21 protein-coding genes are annotated in these 15465 nt (G+C 31.0%); 12 read left to right on the top strand and 9 right to left on the bottom strand.

The window, feature by feature from the left end:
- Positions 1 to 236 precede the first annotated feature (236 nt).
- The 4 genes from lpdA (at position 237) to Q0828_RS15710 (ending at position 4518) form a co-directional block, all read left to right on the top strand.
- A complete protein-coding gene (gene lpdA / locus Q0828_RS15725) occupies positions 237 to 1643 on the top strand; it encodes a dihydrolipoyl dehydrogenase (protein ID WP_298423114.1) in 1407 nt (468 codons plus the stop codon).
- Positions 1644 to 1779: 136 nt separating this feature from the next.
- Entirely contained in the window at positions 1780 to 2442 is a 663-nt protein-coding gene (locus Q0828_RS15720) for a Crp/Fnr family transcriptional regulator (protein WP_298423112.1), read from the top strand.
- A gap of 303 nt (positions 2443 to 2745) precedes the next feature.
- Positions 2746 to 3639, top strand: coding sequence for an anti-sigma factor (locus tag Q0828_RS15715; protein ID WP_298423109.1), 894 nt, complete (start codon positions 2746 to 2748; stop codon positions 3637 to 3639).
- A gap of 300 nt (positions 3640 to 3939) precedes the next feature.
- Positions 3940 to 4518, top strand: a complete 579-nt coding sequence (locus Q0828_RS15710; RefSeq protein WP_298423106.1) for a TlpA disulfide reductase family protein — start codon at positions 3940 to 3942, stop codon at positions 4516 to 4518.
- A 2-nt stretch (positions 4519 to 4520) separates the two neighbouring features.
- Here Q0828_RS15710 and Q0828_RS15705 read toward each other — a convergent pair whose 3' ends face one another.
- From Q0828_RS15705 to Q0828_RS15675, 7 genes are all read right to left on the bottom strand, one after another.
- Positions 4521 to 4973, bottom strand: a complete 453-nt coding sequence (locus Q0828_RS15705) for a sterol desaturase family protein (RefSeq protein ID WP_298423103.1) — start codon at positions 4971 to 4973, stop codon at positions 4521 to 4523.
- 12 nt (positions 4974 to 4985) lie between these two features.
- Positions 4986 to 5825 (bottom strand): phytoene/squalene synthase family protein, encoded by an 840-nt coding sequence (locus tag Q0828_RS15700; RefSeq protein ID WP_298423100.1) that lies wholly within the window; start codon positions 5823 to 5825, stop codon positions 4986 to 4988.
- Complete coding sequence (gene crtI, locus Q0828_RS15695; RefSeq protein ID WP_298423097.1) at positions 5809 to 7293, bottom strand: phytoene desaturase family protein; 1485 nt, start codon at positions 7291 to 7293, stop codon at positions 5809 to 5811. The genes Q0828_RS15700 and crtI overlap by 17 nt, the downstream gene beginning before the upstream one ends.
- A gap of 45 nt (positions 7294 to 7338) precedes the next feature.
- Entirely contained in the window at positions 7339 to 8235 is an 897-nt protein-coding gene (locus Q0828_RS15690) for a MerR family transcriptional regulator (RefSeq protein WP_298423095.1), read from the bottom strand.
- A 159-nt stretch (positions 8236 to 8394) separates the two neighbouring features.
- Complete coding sequence (locus Q0828_RS15685; RefSeq protein ID WP_298423092.1) at positions 8395 to 8643, bottom strand: hypothetical protein; 249 nt, start codon at positions 8641 to 8643, stop codon at positions 8395 to 8397.
- 410 nt (positions 8644 to 9053) lie between these two features.
- Positions 9054 to 9278, bottom strand: coding sequence for a hypothetical protein (locus Q0828_RS15680; protein WP_298423090.1), 225 nt, complete (start codon positions 9276 to 9278; stop codon positions 9054 to 9056).
- Positions 9279 to 9403: 125 nt separating this feature from the next.
- On the bottom strand, positions 9404 to 9655 hold the full coding sequence (locus Q0828_RS15675; protein ID WP_298423087.1) for a hypothetical protein: 252 nt from the start codon (positions 9653 to 9655) through the stop codon (positions 9404 to 9406).
- 198 nt (positions 9656 to 9853) lie between these two features.
- Between Q0828_RS15675 and Q0828_RS15670 the strand changes: the two genes are divergently transcribed.
- Both Q0828_RS15670 and Q0828_RS15665 read left to right on the top strand, forming a co-directional pair.
- Positions 9854 to 10426 (top strand): hypothetical protein, encoded by a 573-nt coding sequence (locus Q0828_RS15670; RefSeq protein ID WP_298423084.1) that lies wholly within the window; start codon positions 9854 to 9856, stop codon positions 10424 to 10426.
- Between the two features lie 140 nt (positions 10427 to 10566).
- Positions 10567 to 10932, top strand: coding sequence for a glycoside hydrolase family 43 C-terminal domain-containing protein (locus Q0828_RS15665; RefSeq protein WP_298423081.1), 366 nt, complete (start codon positions 10567 to 10569; stop codon positions 10930 to 10932).
- A gap of 547 nt (positions 10933 to 11479) precedes the next feature.
- Here Q0828_RS15665 and Q0828_RS15660 read toward each other — a convergent pair.
- The gene (locus Q0828_RS15660) at positions 11480 to 11659 is read right to left on the bottom strand and encodes a hypothetical protein (RefSeq protein WP_298423078.1); all 180 of its coding nucleotides are present in this window, start codon (positions 11657 to 11659) and stop codon (positions 11480 to 11482) included.
- 276 nt (positions 11660 to 11935) lie between these two features.
- Here Q0828_RS15660 and Q0828_RS15655 point away from each other — a divergent pair, with 276 nt between their 5' ends.
- The 6 genes from Q0828_RS15655 (at position 11936) to Q0828_RS15630 (ending at position 15125) form a co-directional block, all read left to right on the top strand.
- Positions 11936 to 12457: a DUF2975 domain-containing protein gene (locus tag Q0828_RS15655; RefSeq protein WP_298423075.1), complete on the top strand. Its 522-nt coding sequence runs from the start codon at positions 11936 to 11938 to the stop codon at positions 12455 to 12457.
- Between the two features lie 2 nt (positions 12458 to 12459).
- Positions 12460 to 12663 carry a helix-turn-helix transcriptional regulator gene (locus tag Q0828_RS15650; protein WP_298423072.1) on the top strand — a complete coding sequence of 68 codons (204 nt, stop codon included), beginning with the start codon at positions 12460 to 12462 and terminating at the stop codon, positions 12661 to 12663.
- 538 nt (positions 12664 to 13201) lie between these two features.
- Positions 13202 to 13435 carry a thioredoxin family protein gene (locus Q0828_RS15645; protein WP_298423069.1) on the top strand — a complete coding sequence of 78 codons (234 nt, stop codon included), beginning with the start codon at positions 13202 to 13204 and terminating at the stop codon, positions 13433 to 13435.
- A 43-nt stretch (positions 13436 to 13478) separates the two neighbouring features.
- On the top strand, positions 13479 to 14201 hold the full coding sequence (locus Q0828_RS15640) for a hypothetical protein (protein ID WP_298423066.1): 723 nt from the start codon (positions 13479 to 13481) through the stop codon (positions 14199 to 14201).
- A gap of 2 nt (positions 14202 to 14203) precedes the next feature.
- Positions 14204 to 14467, top strand: a complete 264-nt coding sequence (locus Q0828_RS15635; RefSeq protein WP_298423063.1) for a DUF2024 family protein — start codon at positions 14204 to 14206, stop codon at positions 14465 to 14467.
- 55 nt (positions 14468 to 14522) lie between these two features.
- Entirely contained in the window at positions 14523 to 15125 is a 603-nt protein-coding gene (locus Q0828_RS15630; RefSeq protein WP_298423060.1) for a MarR family winged helix-turn-helix transcriptional regulator, read from the top strand.
- A 29-nt stretch (positions 15126 to 15154) separates the two neighbouring features.
- Here Q0828_RS15630 and Q0828_RS15625 read toward each other — a convergent pair whose 3' ends face one another.
- Positions 15155 to 15343 carry a hypothetical protein gene (locus tag Q0828_RS15625; protein WP_298423057.1) on the bottom strand — a complete coding sequence of 63 codons (189 nt, stop codon included), beginning with the start codon at positions 15341 to 15343 and terminating at the stop codon, positions 15155 to 15157.
- Positions 15344 to 15465 lie beyond the last annotated feature (122 nt).

Raw genomic sequence — 15465 nt, 5'->3', positions numbered from 1 at the left:
TAATAGGTCGTTTTTTATTTTGAAAAGGTGATGTCTTATCTCGTAATTGTTATTATTAGAAAAGTCCTGATTTTAGATGTGTAATCAAGGATAAAGCGTTTTTAAATGGTGTAGCTGGTACCAAATACCAAAAGCAATAGACGTTTAACAATCTATAAGCAAAGCCTTGCTGAACCCTAAAATAGTTGTACTTTTGTATTCTTGAAAAACAAAATCGTTCAAAAAATACAAGAAATATGAATTCATACGATGTAGCCGTTATTGGCTCTGGTCCTGGTGGATATGTTGCTGCAATACGTTGTGCGCAACTAGGAATGAAAACTGCAATCATTGAAAAATATAACACTTTAGGTGGAACTTGCTTAAATGTAGGTTGTATTCCATCTAAAGCATTGTTAGATTCTTCTCATCATTACGAAGAAGCAATCAAACATTTTGATACACACGGAATTGAAATTTCAGGAGAAGTAAAAGTGAATCTTGAAAAAATGATCGCTCGTAAAGCTGCTGTTGTAGATCAAACTACGGGAGGAATTGATTTCTTGATGAAGAAAAATAAAATTGATGTATACGAAGGTGTTGGTAGTTTTAAAGATGCTACACATATAAACATCGCTAAGAATGATGGAACTTTTGAAGAAATTGATGCAAAAAACACTATCATTGCCACTGGAAGTAAACCATCGAACTTACCATTTATCACACTTGATAAAGAACGAATTATCACCTCTACGGAAGCATTAAAACTAAAAGAAGTACCAAAACACTTAATCGTAATTGGTGGAGGAGTTATTGGACTTGAATTAGGGCAAGTATACAAGCGTTTAGGAGCAGAAGTTACAGTTGTTGAATATGCTGATAGAATTATTGGAGGAATGGATGCTGGACTTTCTAAGGAGTTAACTAAAGTACTTAAAAAGCAAAAATTCAAAATCAACACATCACATGGAGTAAAATCTGTAGAACGTGTTGGAGATGAAGTAATCGTAAAAGCTGACAATAAAAAAGGAGAAGAAGTAGAGTTTAAAGGAGATTACTGCTTAGTTTCTGTAGGTCGTCGTCCATATACAGACGGATTAAACGCAGAAGCTGCTGGTGTTAAAATTGATGAAAGAGGTAGAGTGGAAGTGAACGGACATTTACAAACATCTGCAGCTAATATTTATGCTATTGGAGATGTTGTAAAAGGAGCAATGTTAGCGCACAAAGCATCTGAAGAAGGTTCTATGGTCGCTGAAATCATTGCAGGACAAAAACCACATATTGATTACAACTTAATTCCAGGTGTTGTATACACGTGGCCAGAAGTTGCAGCTGTTGGAAAAACGGAGCAAGAATTAAAAGAAGCAGGAGTTGCTTACAAATCAGGTCAATTTCCAATGCGTGCATTAGGAAGAAGTAGAGCAAGTATGGATTTAGATGGTTTCATCAAAATCTTAGCAGATGAAACTACAGATGAAATCTTAGGAGTTCACATGATTGGAGCTAGAGCAGCTGATTTAATCGCAGAAGCGGTTGTTGCAATGGAATACAGAGCATCTGCGGAAGATGTTGCACGTATGTCACATGCACATCCAACATTTGCAGAAGCTATCAAAGAAGCAGCCTTAGCAGCTACAGAAGACAGAGCATTACACGTATAAAAACGTTTTACATACAAAACTTAAAAACTCCAGAGGAATCTGGAGTTTTTTTATGTCCAAACTGTAAGTTCTTACTTTTTTTATCGACTTCTGAATTATTAATCTTTATAAAAACCTAAAAAGTAATAACAATACTATGAATTCTGTTTGGTATTTTAATGATGTAAATCTCTTCAATATCTTATGTCCGCATAAATTTAAGAAGTTCAAAAAGAGCCACGAATTTGACGCGTATAAAAAACAAGATTATATCTATTTTGAAGAAGATTCAGCCAATAAACTCTACCTTATTGAGAAAGGAAAAGTTAAGCTTGGTTATTACACAGAAGATGGAGAAGAAGTAGTAAAATCGATTTTATCTAAAGGTGAACTATTTGGAGAGAAAGCTATCTTAGGAGAAGAAAAACGAAATGAATTTGCACAGTCTGTTGACAACTCAACGTCTATTTGTCCTATTGGAGTTGATACCATGCACGATTTAATGAGAGATAATCAAACGTTTACTTTAAAAATATATAAGTTCATCGGTTTCAGAATAAAAAAGTTAGAGCGTAGATTGCAATTATTATTGTTTAAAGATACCAAAACACGCCTGTTAGAATTCTTAAAAGAGCTATGTGATGAATATGGATATGAATGCCCAAAAACGGGTGATCATGTAGTGAAACATCCCTACACTCAAAAAGATATTGCAAGTTTAATAGGAACTTCACGTCCAACATTAAACATCATAATGAACGAATTAAAGGAAGCAAATATTATAGATTTTAATCGAAAAGAAATTCGTTTCATTCATTAAAAAAGTATATATTTAAATCATACAAAACACACACTATTTTTATAGTGAAAAAGCATCCAAAACGAACATGACAGCATGACAGTTTTGGATGCTTTTTGTTTATTTATTTTTACGTTTAAGTAAACGGGATTAATAATTTGATTTTAAGTGGATTGTGGTTGAAAAAACACCTTTTAAATAATGTTGTTGAAATTGATTTTTTTTTGAAAAAAAGTGAATTTTTTTAAGAAGTGTTAGCTAGCTAACATTTTACATGATTTTGCTGCAATACATTTGTATCATAATCATAAAAAAATATTCGCAATGATAAAAAAAATGTTTTTGGGATTAGCGTTAGGATTTTTCGCAGTCTCATGTAGTAGTGATGATGATGCCACAGTTGCATTGTCAAGTTTAGATGTAAACCTAAGTGGTTTAGAAAACTTAGGAGCAGACTTCGTATATGAAGGATGGATTATTGTAGATGGAAGTCCAGTTTCAACAGGAACATTTACAGTAAATGATGCAGGAGCTTTATCAAGAACTTCTTTTACCGTGGATGCAGCTCAGTTAGCTTCAGCAACAACTTTTGTACTTTCAATAGAACCAACAGTTGATCCAGATCCAGCACCAGCGCCAACAAAATTATTAGCAGGAGATTTCTCAGGAACAACAGCAACTGTAGGATTAGATCCTGTAACAAGTAGTGGAGATTTTAACAATGCTTCAGGAGTATTCTTTTTAAGAACTCCAACAGATGAAATGCCAGGATCTATGAATAACGGAAATGACCAATATGGAGTTTGGTTTGGAACTCCAGGAATGCCCCCAACATCTGGATTGAACTTGCCTCCTTTAGCTGACGGATGGAAATACGAAGGTTGGGTTGTAGTAGATGGAGTAGGTCCATTAACAACTGGAACTTTCACAGGATTCACTTCTGTAGATGAATCTAATGATTTCAGCGGAACAGAAAACAATGTTGGACCTCCAATTCCAGGAGAAGACTTTTTCCTTAACGCACCAACTGGTTTTACATTCCCACTAGATGTACGCGGACGTACCGTAGTAATCTCTGTAGAGCCTAGCCCAGATAATAGTCCAGCGCCATTCCTATTAAAGCCCCTAGTAGGAACAGCAGGAACTGCAACAGCGCCAGCTACAAACAACTTTAATCTGAACGCTTCGTCATTCCCTACTGGAACAATAGTGCGATAATCTTTATGATTATTATCGTTAGATTTGAAACACGTTATCAATTTTGATAGCGTGTTTCTTTTTTACTTTGGATCCGCTAAGCACAAACGATTTTTGCATTATTTGGAGTTGATTGTTAGGACTCATGCGCCACTTTGAGCTATTTTTTTTGAGAAAAATTATATTGACAAGTGTTGAGTAATCTTTTGGTAATTTTTAATAAAGAGTTATCTTTTAAATGCTTTTGGGTTTAAACTTCGATTCTGATTTCAATTTCGACTTCATAACAATTCCGTATCTTTCACCTTTATAAAAAGCCATATGAATATCACAAAAAAGCAATGGAGTAATATCTTATTTTTCATTGTAATCGCTTTAATTATTTTTACGCCAGTAGGTACATTTGTTAAAGTAAAATTGAATCAAGCTAAGATGTTATTTTTTAGCCCAGCGAGTATTGAGGAATCTAAAAGAGTTGTTTTAAGCGATTTTAATTGGAATCTTATTGATAATGAAGGGAAAGCTGTAAACTTTCAAGAAATGGAAGGAGAAGTGATTTTAGTTAACTTCTGGGCGACTTGGTGTCCACCATGTGTAGCAGAAATGCCTAGTTTACATGCTTTGCATGAAGATTATAAAGATAAAATCAGATTTGTATTTGTTGCAAATGATGCTGCTGAAAGAGTGAATGCATACTTGAAAAAGAATGCTTATAACCTACCTGTGTACTATACTAAAGATAATGAGCCTGAAGAACTGACTTCATCAAGTATTCCAACAACATATTTAATTGACGATCAAGGTAAAATAGTAATGAAAGAAGTTGGAGCTGAAAATTGGAATAGTACAAATGTACGCAATCAAATAGATGAATTGTTAGCTTTTTCAGTTGCTGAATAATTTTACTTTCGCTTAAAATATTTCATAGGAACCCAAAGCATTCCAAAGCATTCTCCTTTTTCTTTTCCTAAATGTTTGTGATGAATTTTGTGCGCTCTACGAATTCCTTTTGCATACCAATTATCCGCATTTCTAAACATTTTAAAACGTTGATGTATAAAGATATCATGAACAATAAAATAAGCAAGTCCATATGCGAAAATTCCAATTCCAATTGGTAATCCTGCCCAGAAAATATCGAATTTCCATAATAAAAAACAACTAATACTTACAATGGCATAGAATATAAAGAAAGCATCATTGCGTTCAAACCAAGAATCATGATCTTTATGGTGATGATCTTTATGGAGTGACCACAAAAACCCGTGCATTACATACTTATGTGTTGCCCAAGCCATAAATTCCATCATGCAAAAAGTTGCTAAAAATACTGTGATCCAAAGTAGGGTTGTCATTGTTTCCTATTTTTATATAAGATTGAGTTGGTAATTTACATATGATTTTGCTAATAACGCCATTTTCTGATAATTTGGAATGCGAATTCGTGCATTTTTTATCTTCATTGATGGTGTTCTTTTTAGCTTTTTCAATAGTTTGAAATAATATTTATATGCAGTAAATACACCAAATTTAGCTTCCATTGGTAATTTTGCAATTCCTTCTAAGCCTAATTTAAAATCGTGCTCAATTTCTGCAATAATTTTTTGTTTAGATTCTTCATCTAAGTTTTTCAAATCAGCATCAGGGAAGTAAGTACGATCTAAATCTTCAAAATCAGCTTTTAAGTCACGTAAAAAGTTTACTTTCTGAAAAGCAGAACCTAATGACATTGCTGAAGATTTTAATGCTTCATACTTTTCCACATCACCTTTTACAAATACTTTTAAGCACATTAAACCAACAACATCTGCCGAACCATAAATGTATTCATTATATTCTTCTTGTGTTAAATAGACTTTCTTATCTAAATCTTGTCGCATACTTTTCATAAAAGCATCAATCAAATGTTTTGGAATGTCATATTTTAAAACCGTATGTTGAAAAGAATTCAAAATAGGATTCAAACTGATTTTGTTTTTTAACGCACAATCTAAGTCTTCTTGAAATTTATCTAACAGATATTCTTTGTCATAATCATGAAAAGAATCTACGATTTCATCAGCAAAACGCACAAAACCGTAAATATTATAGATGTCTTGACGAATAGATGGTGATAACATTTTTGTTGCAAGTGCAAACGAGGTACTGTACGACTTCGTGACGTGTGTGCTACACTGGTATGAAACAGAATCAAATAGTGCTTTCATGAGTATTTGGTTGATGTTTTGTGATTAATTCGGCTACCAACTTCCCAGAAATCAATGCTGGAGGAACTCCAGGACCAGGAACGGTTAATTGTCCAGTAAAATATAAGTTGGATACTTTTTTACTTTTCAATTTAGGTCGTAAAAATGCAGTTTGAAACAATGTGTTTGCCATTCCGTATGCATTTCCTTTATATGAATTGTATTCTTTTACAAAATCATTTACACAAAAGGATTCTTTAAATATAATATGATTTGAGATATTTTGTTGGGTAATTTCCTGAAATCTACTCATAATAATATCAAAATATTGTTTGCGTAGTTCAGGCGTATCTTCCAATCCTGGTGCAATCGGAATTAAAAAGAAACCAGCTTCTTTTCCTTTAGGAGCCATAGTTGGATCAGTCATCGAAGGAAAGTTTGCATAAAATAAAGGTTCTTTTGGCCAAGCAGCTTTGTCATAAATTACATGTGCATGCGCATCAAAATCTACATCAAAAAATAAAGTATGATGCGAAACATTTTGTATTTTTTTATCAAATCCTACGTAAAATAATAAGGAGGAAGGTGCAAATGTTTTCTTTTCCCAATAATTTTCTGAGTATTGACGGTATTCTGGGGCTAATAGTGTTTCAGAATGATGGTAATCTGCACCAGATAATACAATATCAGCTTTAAATTCACCATTTTGAGTAACTACTTTAGTAGCTTTTGTGTTTTCAACTTTGATTTCTTGTACATTTTGCTCCGTTTTTATAGTAACTCCAAGCTGAGTAGCTAATTTACCCATTGCTTGAATAACACTATACATTCCGCCACTTGGATGCCAAGTTCCCAAACCGAAATCTGCATAATTCATAAAACTATAAAAAGAAGGTGTGTCACTTGGTTTTGCACCTAAAAACAATACAGGAAATTCTAATATTTTGATCAATCGGTCATTTTTGAATTCTTTTCGAACATCACGTTTAATATTACTAAAAAACTGACCTAATTTTTTAACTGTTTTAGCATTAACTAATTCTAAAGGAGAAACGCCAGGTTTGTATACCAAATCTTTAATGGCAACATTATAATTGTCTTCCGCATTAGAAATAAACTTTCTGAGCTTTGTACTACTTCCTTTTTCTTCTTGTTCAAAAGCGGCACAAATTTTCTCTAGCGTATCTTCAATACGAATTGTATCATCTTTTCCAAAATATACTTGGTATGCAGGATTTAGTTTCTCTAATTGATAAAAATCAGAAGGTTTTGTGTCAAAATCATTAAAGAAACGTTCAAAAACATCGGGCATCCAATACCAAGACGGCCCAATATCAAAGGTAAATCCTTCTTTCTTTAATTGTCGAGCACGTCCGCCAACAGTCGTGTTTTTTTCTAGAATAGTGACATCGTAACCAGCTTTCGCTAAATAGCAAGAAGCCGATAGAGAGGAAAATCCAGAACCTATAATTATTATCTTTGATTTCATTGTTTAACAAATGTAGTAAAAAGTTAAACAAAATGGAATATAATTTTAGATTTCTTTAACTAAATTTTCAATGGATTTGAAAATTTTCAGGTGTTTGAAGTTTTTATTGTTCTTCACATTTCTTGCTTGATAACCTAGAAGCCACAGATGATGTGTTTCTAAACCTATTTTGTCATTAAACTCCTCAATATAACTTTCGATTTTATCATCAGATGGTGTTACTGTAAAGTAAGAAATAAAATGTAATTCAGGGAAGAAGTTATGAATATTTGTCAAACTATCAATAGGAATTGTTTGTCCAAGATATATGGTATGATATCCTTTTAGCTGTAATTCGTAGTTTAAATAGAGTAATCCAATTTCGTGAATTTCATTTTCAGGTAAGAATAAAACAAAGGTTTTTGTCTTATTAGATTTCTCTAAAGTTTGTATTCTTTCTGTATTCAGAATTATTTTTTGTTTCACCAAACTAGAGATGAAATGTTCATGCGCAGGATTGATAGTGTTGGTATGCCATAAAACTCCAAGCTCATTTAGTAACGGAATAAAAGTGTCAAAAAAGATTTCTCTAAATGATTGTTCGGCTAAAAGTTTGTTATATGTATTATAAAAAAGACTGTAATCAAAATTAAGCATAGAAAGTTTAAAAGAATTCAATGCTTGATTGTGTAAATTTTTTTCTGTAGCAATTTCTCTGACTAGAATATGAATTTTATCTTCTGGTATCTGAGCAATTTTAGAAATCTTATAACCATTCTTGTATAGTAACGTTATATTGAGTAATTTTTGCAAACTTTTAATATCGTATGTTCTGATATTTGTATCAGTTCTGTCAGGGGCTAATAAGCTATATCGTTTCTCCCAAATACGAATAGTATGCGCTTTGACTCCCGAGAGATTCTCTAAGTCTTTTATACTAAACTTGGTTTTTACACACTCCATCTGTTCAATCTTTTTTTTTGCAACTTGAACAAAAATAATGTTTTTTATTGGTTTTTCAACCTTAGATTTCATTTCTCTGCTAATAAGAATCATTCTTAATAATGTTTTTGGATATAAAAAAAGCTGCCAATATTGACAGCTTTTAGTTAAAAAAAATGGTTAACAGTCTTTCCCTTGTGTCTGACACCAAACCTGAATACTATACTGTACAGTACAATTTCCAAGAGGTCTAGGTAATGTATGGCAAACTTCAGGCTGCACTGTTAATGCAATTGTGCAATTGCCAATTGGTCTAGCACAGGTAACAGTAAATTTTTCATTAGCTGCTCCTCCAGTTATAGAGTTTTGATTCAAAGCAGATACAACTTGTTTCTTTAGTTGTAATCCATTTAACTTTCTTTTTTTCATGGTTTATATATTTAATATTTATATAAATTTATGAAGAGCAGAAACGCTATAAAAACAAAATAGATCGCCATTTATAAATGACGATCTATTTATTAAGAAATACCTTTTTCTATTTATCAGCTTGACAGCCAACTACTGTTAAATTACAGTTGATAATTCTATAAGTGTGTACAGGTGAGTCGCATCCAGTATTACAAATGTTAAGAACTGAAACTAGGCCTTTCGGAGCTTTACCTTCTTTTAATGCTGAAATTGATTCTTGTTTAATCGTAAGTTTTTAAAGTTAGATTGTTTTATGCTTAGGTATAATAAAAAAAGAAATGTATAGTGAAAACCTTAGTCGTTATTTATAAATTTTAACAATGAATTTAAGTGAAAACCGTCTGAAACTTACGTGCGTATTTCTAATTTTAGAAATCATTACACTTGTCGGCACACCAAGAAAAACAACTGTCATTTATCGTTGGAATGTCTATAGTTGGAATTTCAATTGGTTCACAATCTCTTGTAAAATTCGGATCACAGCAAACTCTTCCTGTGTCCGAAGCGCCTCCTATAATTTCTACATTATGAGTTTTAAAATTAGAAATAAGATTTTTGTTAAGTTTCAATGAATTTAGATTTTTTTTCTTCATGATGTAAGTTTAAATGGTTGTTAATTAATAATTTAAATTAATTAATTGTTAGAATAAATGTATACGGGAATACCTTAAACTTAGTACGTTCAGTTGTTAATTTAGATATAGTTTTAGATAAAAATCTACGATTTAGAAATAAATAAAGAAAATAAGAATTCTAGACTACGCATTAATATAAAGAATAGGAATGCACCTATGAGTCCGCTAAAGAAAAAAACAATAATTTCTAGGAAGAAGTCACTTCTATATCGTTGAATAGAATGTGCTGCATATGTATCGATACTATAAAAAGTAATTGCCCAACTAATTCCAAACAAAAGTGAAATAGCAGCAGCTTTTAAAAAAGTTAGTAGATGTTTTATATAGAATCGCATTGTTGTAAAAGTAGAAAAATGAAATCTCTTTTTTGTTTTAAAACGAAAAAAATCATGATCTAAAAAATGAAAGTCTTCAAAATAACCTGTAAAACCTTTCGTCTGTAGAGTTTCTGTTATCTTTGTTATCAAACTTTAACGAATAGAAACTAAATGGGGAAATTTGAAAAAATACTTGGAGGTCTATCTATACTACTAATGTTACTTATACTGGTTTTTCCAGTACCATTTGGATTAGAGTTATTTACACTTTCAATGCTACTATTGTCATTATGCTATTTCTTTGGTGGATTTCTACTTTTCAACTCTATAGGACTAAAAAATATTGGAAATAGAAAGGCGTATGAAGGAGTAAAGTCAATGAGAATTATTGGAAGCGTTTTAACAGGATTTGTGCTTTCAGTATTAGTAATTGGAATACTTTTTGTGTATATGTTATGGCCATTTGGATATGCAAATTTGCAAACAGGCTTAATAATGACGGGTATTGTTTTGATAGTGTCAATCATGAAAAACGGAAGTACTACAAATGATGCTTCATTTTATAAAAGAATGATTCTACGTGTTTGTATTATTGGAGCTGTTGGTATGATACTAAGAATAATACCAGCAGAAACATTTTTTGAAGCAAGATGTTCTAACTGCCCAGAATCATATATAGAAGCACAAAAAGCATCTATAAAAGACCCTACTAATAAGGAGTTAGCAGATAAAGCAGATAAAGAACGTATGAAGATGATTAAAGGGAAAGAGGAAAGTCAAAATGATTAAATATAAATACTTGTAAAGTATACAATTAGCTAAACAATTTATACAAAATAAAAGTCATTTTATAAATTAATACAACTTGTAAAACAATTATATAACTGAAAAGTTAGATATTAGCCATTCGTAATTAAACAAAAAACATCATGAAGCATATTAAAGCACTACTTGTAATTGTAACTATTTTTAGTTTTTTATCTTTTCAAAGCAACGAATCTGTAGTTGGAAAGTGGGAATTATTTAAAATGGAAAACTCAGATGGAGAAGTAAGAGAGACAAGTGGTCGATGGATGGATTTTCAAGCAGATGGAGTGTTAAAAGGTGGAAATACATTTGATACAACTAATAGAACTGGAAACTGGGAATATAATAAAGAGACAAAAGAATTATCGATCAGTTCAGAAAAAAAGAGACCAGGAGAGGGAACATTTAAAATCAATTGGATTGATAATAAAACAATCAGTTTAACAGTTGGACCTGGAAGAAAAGTATATTTAAAAAGAATGGAATAAAGCTAAGTCTTGTATGTATCTTACAATACAAGTATATATATCATAAAAACAATTTTAGTTGTCAATGGAGAAAAGTATTGGAAAGATCTTATGCCAGTTTTAATGTGGTTCAAAAATCGATTCAAGACACTTCATGGATACTTAAAACAGGGAAGTTGTATGTAATTGATATAGATAATGTTGTGTAGCCTGACACAGTTTTATAACGTGTTGGTGTTATAAAGCCATCTGAAATACAACAAACGACATTAAGTTTAATTGCTCTGGTAGATATTCCATGTGTAAATTCTCCAGAAACATTAAAAGATTGGTTACGATCGTCTTTCTATGTTGGCAACCATTAAAAATTTAGGTTTACCTGTCATCGATTTTAATCTTGTAACTAAATCCATGCATTTGAAAAATATAAAAAAAGATTTTCCATTTGTGGTTAAAGTCAGATCATATTAGTAGAAAAAATGATTACTTTTAATTATTAAGCATAAAATATAAGAATTCAAAAGCGAGCCATACAGCTCGCTTTTTTCTTTAAAAATGAAATGATTAACTAGCAGAAGTTAACACATTCTGGTCTGTTTGGAACAGGACAACCAAGACTATCTGTACAATCTGGAAGTAAATAGCATGAACGTCCACAAAGAGGACGTAAAGTTCCTCCATTGATTTTTGTTTGAGTTGCCTTGTCTAGTACTTCGGTACCTTTTACATTTAAAATTTTGTGTAACATAATTTAACTTTTTTCATGGTTAATAATGAATTAAAGTTATTGAAAACAAGATGTATATAAAAGAACGTATGCTCGTATTTTATGAATTTAAAGTATAAATTTATACGTATAACAAATTGATTGTAAGTAGGTTTAATATTTAATTTTAGTGTATTTTTTCTTACTATTTAAATTTTGAATATTCATTTGAATCTATAATTATCAATTAAAAATAAAAATTTATTGTTTATCAATAAAAATATAGCGTTATTTGATGTGTAATTGAAAAACCATATTATGAATTTTAAGACAGAGAAGTTATTAAAACTAATGCGTTTACTTGCTTGGATAGCCTTTTTAGGACTTTTGATAAAAGCTGGAGCAATTCTGATGTCATTTGGTGTAAGTGTCAATAATCCAGAAGCGGCAAAAGATTTATATAAAGGAATGGATTTATCACGCTATGAAAGCTATAGCTTTATTCATTATACCATTATTGTGATGTATTTTGTTTTATTGTATGTGATGCAAGCTTATATTGCTTTATTTGGAGCAAAATTGTTAAGTGAAATTAATGTTGAAAAACCATTTAATAAAAGAGTCGTTGATTTATTACATAAAATAAGTTATACTATTTTTGGCGTAGGAATATTGGCAATAGTGCATAATATTCATGTAGCAATCCTTAATGTTTCAACAGGTATTATTGCTGATCTCATTGCAGGAGAATTTATATTTTTGGCTGGTTTGGTATATGTGTTAGCCAAATTATTCAAAAAAGGAGCTGCAATGCAAGCTGAAAACGAATTAACGGTATAACTATGGGAATTGTAGTAGATTTAGATGTAATGATGGCAAAACGAAAAATGTCATTAAACGAACTCTCTGAAAAAGTAGGCGTTACTTTGTCAAATCTTTCTATATTAAAAAATGGAAAAGCTAAAGCGGTCAGGTTTAGCACATTAGTTGCAATTTGCAAAGCATTAGAATGTCAACCAGGAGATATTTTGAAATATGTTGAATAACTTTTACGTAATTTAGACTGTATGAAGTATATCAATTACAGTAAATGGGCATTTCACTTTATAATTTGGATTATGATTATTAGTGTGTTGCAATTATATTTAACAATAGATTTTAATACATTCACATATAATCAAGTTCGTTTTTTAGAAGTAATGCAATATTTTGAAATTATTGCATTCATACTTTTTTTATTAACTCTGCTTTTTTTAATTCTTAATACTGTATATAAAAAGGATAAAAACTATCAGTTTTGGATAGCGCTAATAGGAGCTTTTGGATATATGTTCAAATTTTTCAGTTCTATACTTTTGTATTCTCAATCATAATTATGTAATACTACTTATTTTTTATAGAACACTTCAACTTGAAAATGTACAATTAGATTCTTTTGGGAAATTATTAAAAGGTTTCTTGTAGAAGTTAAAATACTTTATGAAACAAATAATTTTATCGCATTGGTAAAATGTTTATTTGCATAAGTTAGGAATCCTAACTATATTTGTGTCGCAATAATGCAGAAACTTAAAAATATAAAACATGAGTACATCAATTTTTTATCATGCAGGTTGTCCTGTATGCGTGAGTGCAGAACACGATATCATTAACTTGATAGGAGAACAAAATGTAGAAATAGTAAACATTGGAGAAGACAAAAATAGAATTGCCGAAGCGGAGCAAGTAGGAGTGAAGTCGGTTCCAGCGTTGCTAACACCAACAAAAAACGTACTACATATCAATTTTGGAGCTTCTATTGAAGATGTAAAAGCTTAATTTAACCCTATAAAATTAGGAGTCCTAATTTAAAATAGAAATCATGAAATCAATTATCATATCAATTACCACAATATTATTTTTGGCAATTAGCACAAGTTCATGTGCGCAAGAAAGTACTTATAAGAATGAAGACTTTGCAATTAAGAATGTTAAAATACGTCATAATAAAGATTTAGGCGTAACCATTTGGGAAATCAATGTATCTGGAAAAGCAGGAAATACAACACCTGTAAAAGTTGGTCAATTAGATGGAGCGCCAGTCTTAGGGTACGTGTTTCCTACAACATTGAAACCTACCGATGTTGGATTTAACGAAACGGACGGAATTGTTGCATTAGCATTAACTTCACATCCAGATTTTGATGATACGCCATTATGGGATGAAAATGCTGATAATAAGTTCGATAATGACGGAATTGTATGGCATCCGCATTGGGTTGTTTTACATAAAGATGAACGAGTTGCTGGAGGACTTTCTGTAAAGCAAATTCGTAAAGATGATAAAACAGTTGTACTTCCGCCAACAAATCCAGGAATGCCAATGTATATGGATTCTCCAGGATATCCAGTAATTACTAAAAGTAACACTATAAAAGTAATTGTTCCTGATTACAGAATTAACAATCAAACAAATTTCAAGTATGATGGTGTGACTGCATTTATGAAAGTAAATACAAGTAATAAAAATCTACCAATGTTAGGTGTATATGAAGTGTTTAGTGTTGCTAGTGGAAATTTATCATTACCATATAAAGTACAATAATTATGAAAGTTTCAGTTTGGGATACGTATGTAAAACGTAATAATAGTAAAGTAATGCATTTTGATATTTTAGTACCAAGTAGTCTTACAGACGAAGATAAAATCTTTTCGTATGGTGCAGATTACTTACAATCAAAAGCAGTAGAAGGAAAAAAAATAACGACGAAAGAATGTAGATTTTGTCATATAGCAAACGCTTCAGATGAAATAATAGCATCAATTGAAGAAAAAGGATATTTCATTATAGAAATGGAAAATTGTAATTAATTTAATTAGGATTACTAACTTTGCCTGTCGAACACTAACTTCGGCAGGTTTTTTTATGGAAGATCAAAATATATTCAATCCAAATGTACCACAAGATATTTCAGGCAAAATAGTTATTGGGCTTGAACGCATTTCGGAAGTTTTCAAGCTATTGCTGTGGAAAAAAGCAAAACACATAGGCTTGAGTCCTATTCAAATTCAAATCGTATTGTTTGTAGCATTTCATAAGTCTGAATTATGTAATGTAAGTCATCTTGCAAAAGAATTTAATATTACAAAGCCTACAATTAGTGATGCAATAAAGGTTTTAGATAAAAAAGGAATTATTTTTAAAGATTTTTCTCCAACTGATCAACGCAGTTATACAATTCAGTTAACTGAAATAGGAAAACAAACGTTAGTAGAAACCAATGATTTTGCAACACCTTTAAAAACACAACTAGATACGTTTGATGAAGCTGAATTAAACAGTATTTTTAAAACAATAAGCGAGTTGATATATAAGCTCAATCAAACAGATGTATTAAGTGTACAGCGAACTTGTTTTGGTTGTAGATTTTATGAAAAAAATGGAAATACTAGTTACTGTAAACTTTTAGAAAAAGTATTAAAAACGAATGACATCCGATTGGATTGCCCTGAGTTTGAAGAAAGATAAAAATGCGAACCGAAGTTCGCATTGTAAATTTAGTTAACTGGTGCGTCCAATTCATTTTTACATAGTGCAGGATCACAAGATAAACCACATTGTGAATCATTTTGTGAGCCACTACATCCTTGTGGAGTTGACATGCGTCCACCAACAATAGCTTCATGTCTTAAGTTTGAAATTGATTTCTTGTTTAATCTTAATGATTTTAAATCTCTTTTTTTCATAATATTACTATTTAATTGTTTGATAATAAAAATGGTACTTCTTTTTAATTTTAGTCATACATATTTGCATGATTAAAATGGTTTAAAATATAAAAGTAAACTTAGATTTACCTTATATGAAT

Source organism: uncultured Kordia sp. (assembly GCF_947496985.1).
Taxonomy (GTDB): domain Bacteria; phylum Bacteroidota; class Bacteroidia; order Flavobacteriales; family Flavobacteriaceae; genus Kordia.
The sequence above is the reverse complement of the archived record's forward strand: the minus strand, read 5'-3'. Positions and strand labels throughout refer to the sequence as shown.

What these genes read in the sequence shown, in the direction of transcription:
- lpdA (WP_298423114.1), top strand. Translation starts at nt 237, where the DNA reads ATGAATTCATACGATGTAGCCGTTATTGGCTCTGGTCCTGGTGGATAT.
- Q0828_RS15720 (WP_298423112.1), top strand. Translation starts at nt 1,780, where the DNA reads ATGAATTCTGTTTGGTATTTTAATGATGTAAATCTCTTCAATATCTTA.
- Q0828_RS15715 (WP_298423109.1), top strand. Translation starts at nt 2,746, where the DNA reads ATGATAAAAAAAATGTTTTTGGGATTAGCGTTAGGATTTTTCGCAGTC.
- Q0828_RS15710 (WP_298423106.1), top strand. Translation starts at nt 3,940, where the DNA reads ATGAATATCACAAAAAAGCAATGGAGTAATATCTTATTTTTCATTGTA.
- Q0828_RS15705 (WP_298423103.1), bottom strand. Translation starts at nt 4,973, where the DNA reads ATGACAACCCTACTTTGGATCACAGTATTTTTAGCAACTTTTTGCATG.
- Q0828_RS15700 (WP_298423100.1), bottom strand. Translation starts at nt 5,825, where the DNA reads ATGAAAGCACTATTTGATTCTGTTTCATACCAGTGTAGCACACACGTC.
- crtI (WP_298423097.1), bottom strand. Translation starts at nt 7,293, where the DNA reads ATGAAATCAAAGATAATAATTATAGGTTCTGGATTTTCCTCTCTATCG.
- Q0828_RS15690 (WP_298423095.1), bottom strand. Translation starts at nt 8,235, where the DNA reads ATGGAGTGTGTAAAAACCAAGTTTAGTATAAAAGACTTAGAGAATCTC.
- Q0828_RS15685 (WP_298423092.1), bottom strand. Translation starts at nt 8,643, where the DNA reads ATGAAAAAAAGAAAGTTAAATGGATTACAACTAAAGAAACAAGTTGTA.
- Q0828_RS15680 (WP_298423090.1), bottom strand. Translation starts at nt 9,278, where the DNA reads ATGAAGAAAAAAAATCTAAATTCATTGAAACTTAACAAAAATCTTATT.
- Q0828_RS15675 (WP_298423087.1), bottom strand. Translation starts at nt 9,655, where the DNA reads ATGCGATTCTATATAAAACATCTACTAACTTTTTTAAAAGCTGCTGCT.
- Q0828_RS15670 (WP_298423084.1), top strand. Translation starts at nt 9,854, where the DNA reads ATGTTACTTATACTGGTTTTTCCAGTACCATTTGGATTAGAGTTATTT.
- Q0828_RS15665 (WP_298423081.1), top strand. Translation starts at nt 10,567, where the DNA reads ATGAAGCATATTAAAGCACTACTTGTAATTGTAACTATTTTTAGTTTT.
- Q0828_RS15660 (WP_298423078.1), bottom strand. Translation starts at nt 11,659, where the DNA reads ATGTTACACAAAATTTTAAATGTAAAAGGTACCGAAGTACTAGACAAG.
- Q0828_RS15655 (WP_298423075.1), top strand. Translation starts at nt 11,936, where the DNA reads ATGAATTTTAAGACAGAGAAGTTATTAAAACTAATGCGTTTACTTGCT.
- Q0828_RS15650 (WP_298423072.1), top strand. Translation starts at nt 12,460, where the DNA reads ATGGGAATTGTAGTAGATTTAGATGTAATGATGGCAAAACGAAAAATG.
- Q0828_RS15645 (WP_298423069.1), top strand. Translation starts at nt 13,202, where the DNA reads ATGAGTACATCAATTTTTTATCATGCAGGTTGTCCTGTATGCGTGAGT.
- Q0828_RS15640 (WP_298423066.1), top strand. Translation starts at nt 13,479, where the DNA reads ATGAAATCAATTATCATATCAATTACCACAATATTATTTTTGGCAATT.
- Q0828_RS15635 (WP_298423063.1), top strand. Translation starts at nt 14,204, where the DNA reads ATGAAAGTTTCAGTTTGGGATACGTATGTAAAACGTAATAATAGTAAA.
- Q0828_RS15630 (WP_298423060.1), top strand. Translation starts at nt 14,523, where the DNA reads ATGGAAGATCAAAATATATTCAATCCAAATGTACCACAAGATATTTCA.
- Q0828_RS15625 (WP_298423057.1), bottom strand. Translation starts at nt 15,343, where the DNA reads ATGAAAAAAAGAGATTTAAAATCATTAAGATTAAACAAGAAATCAATT.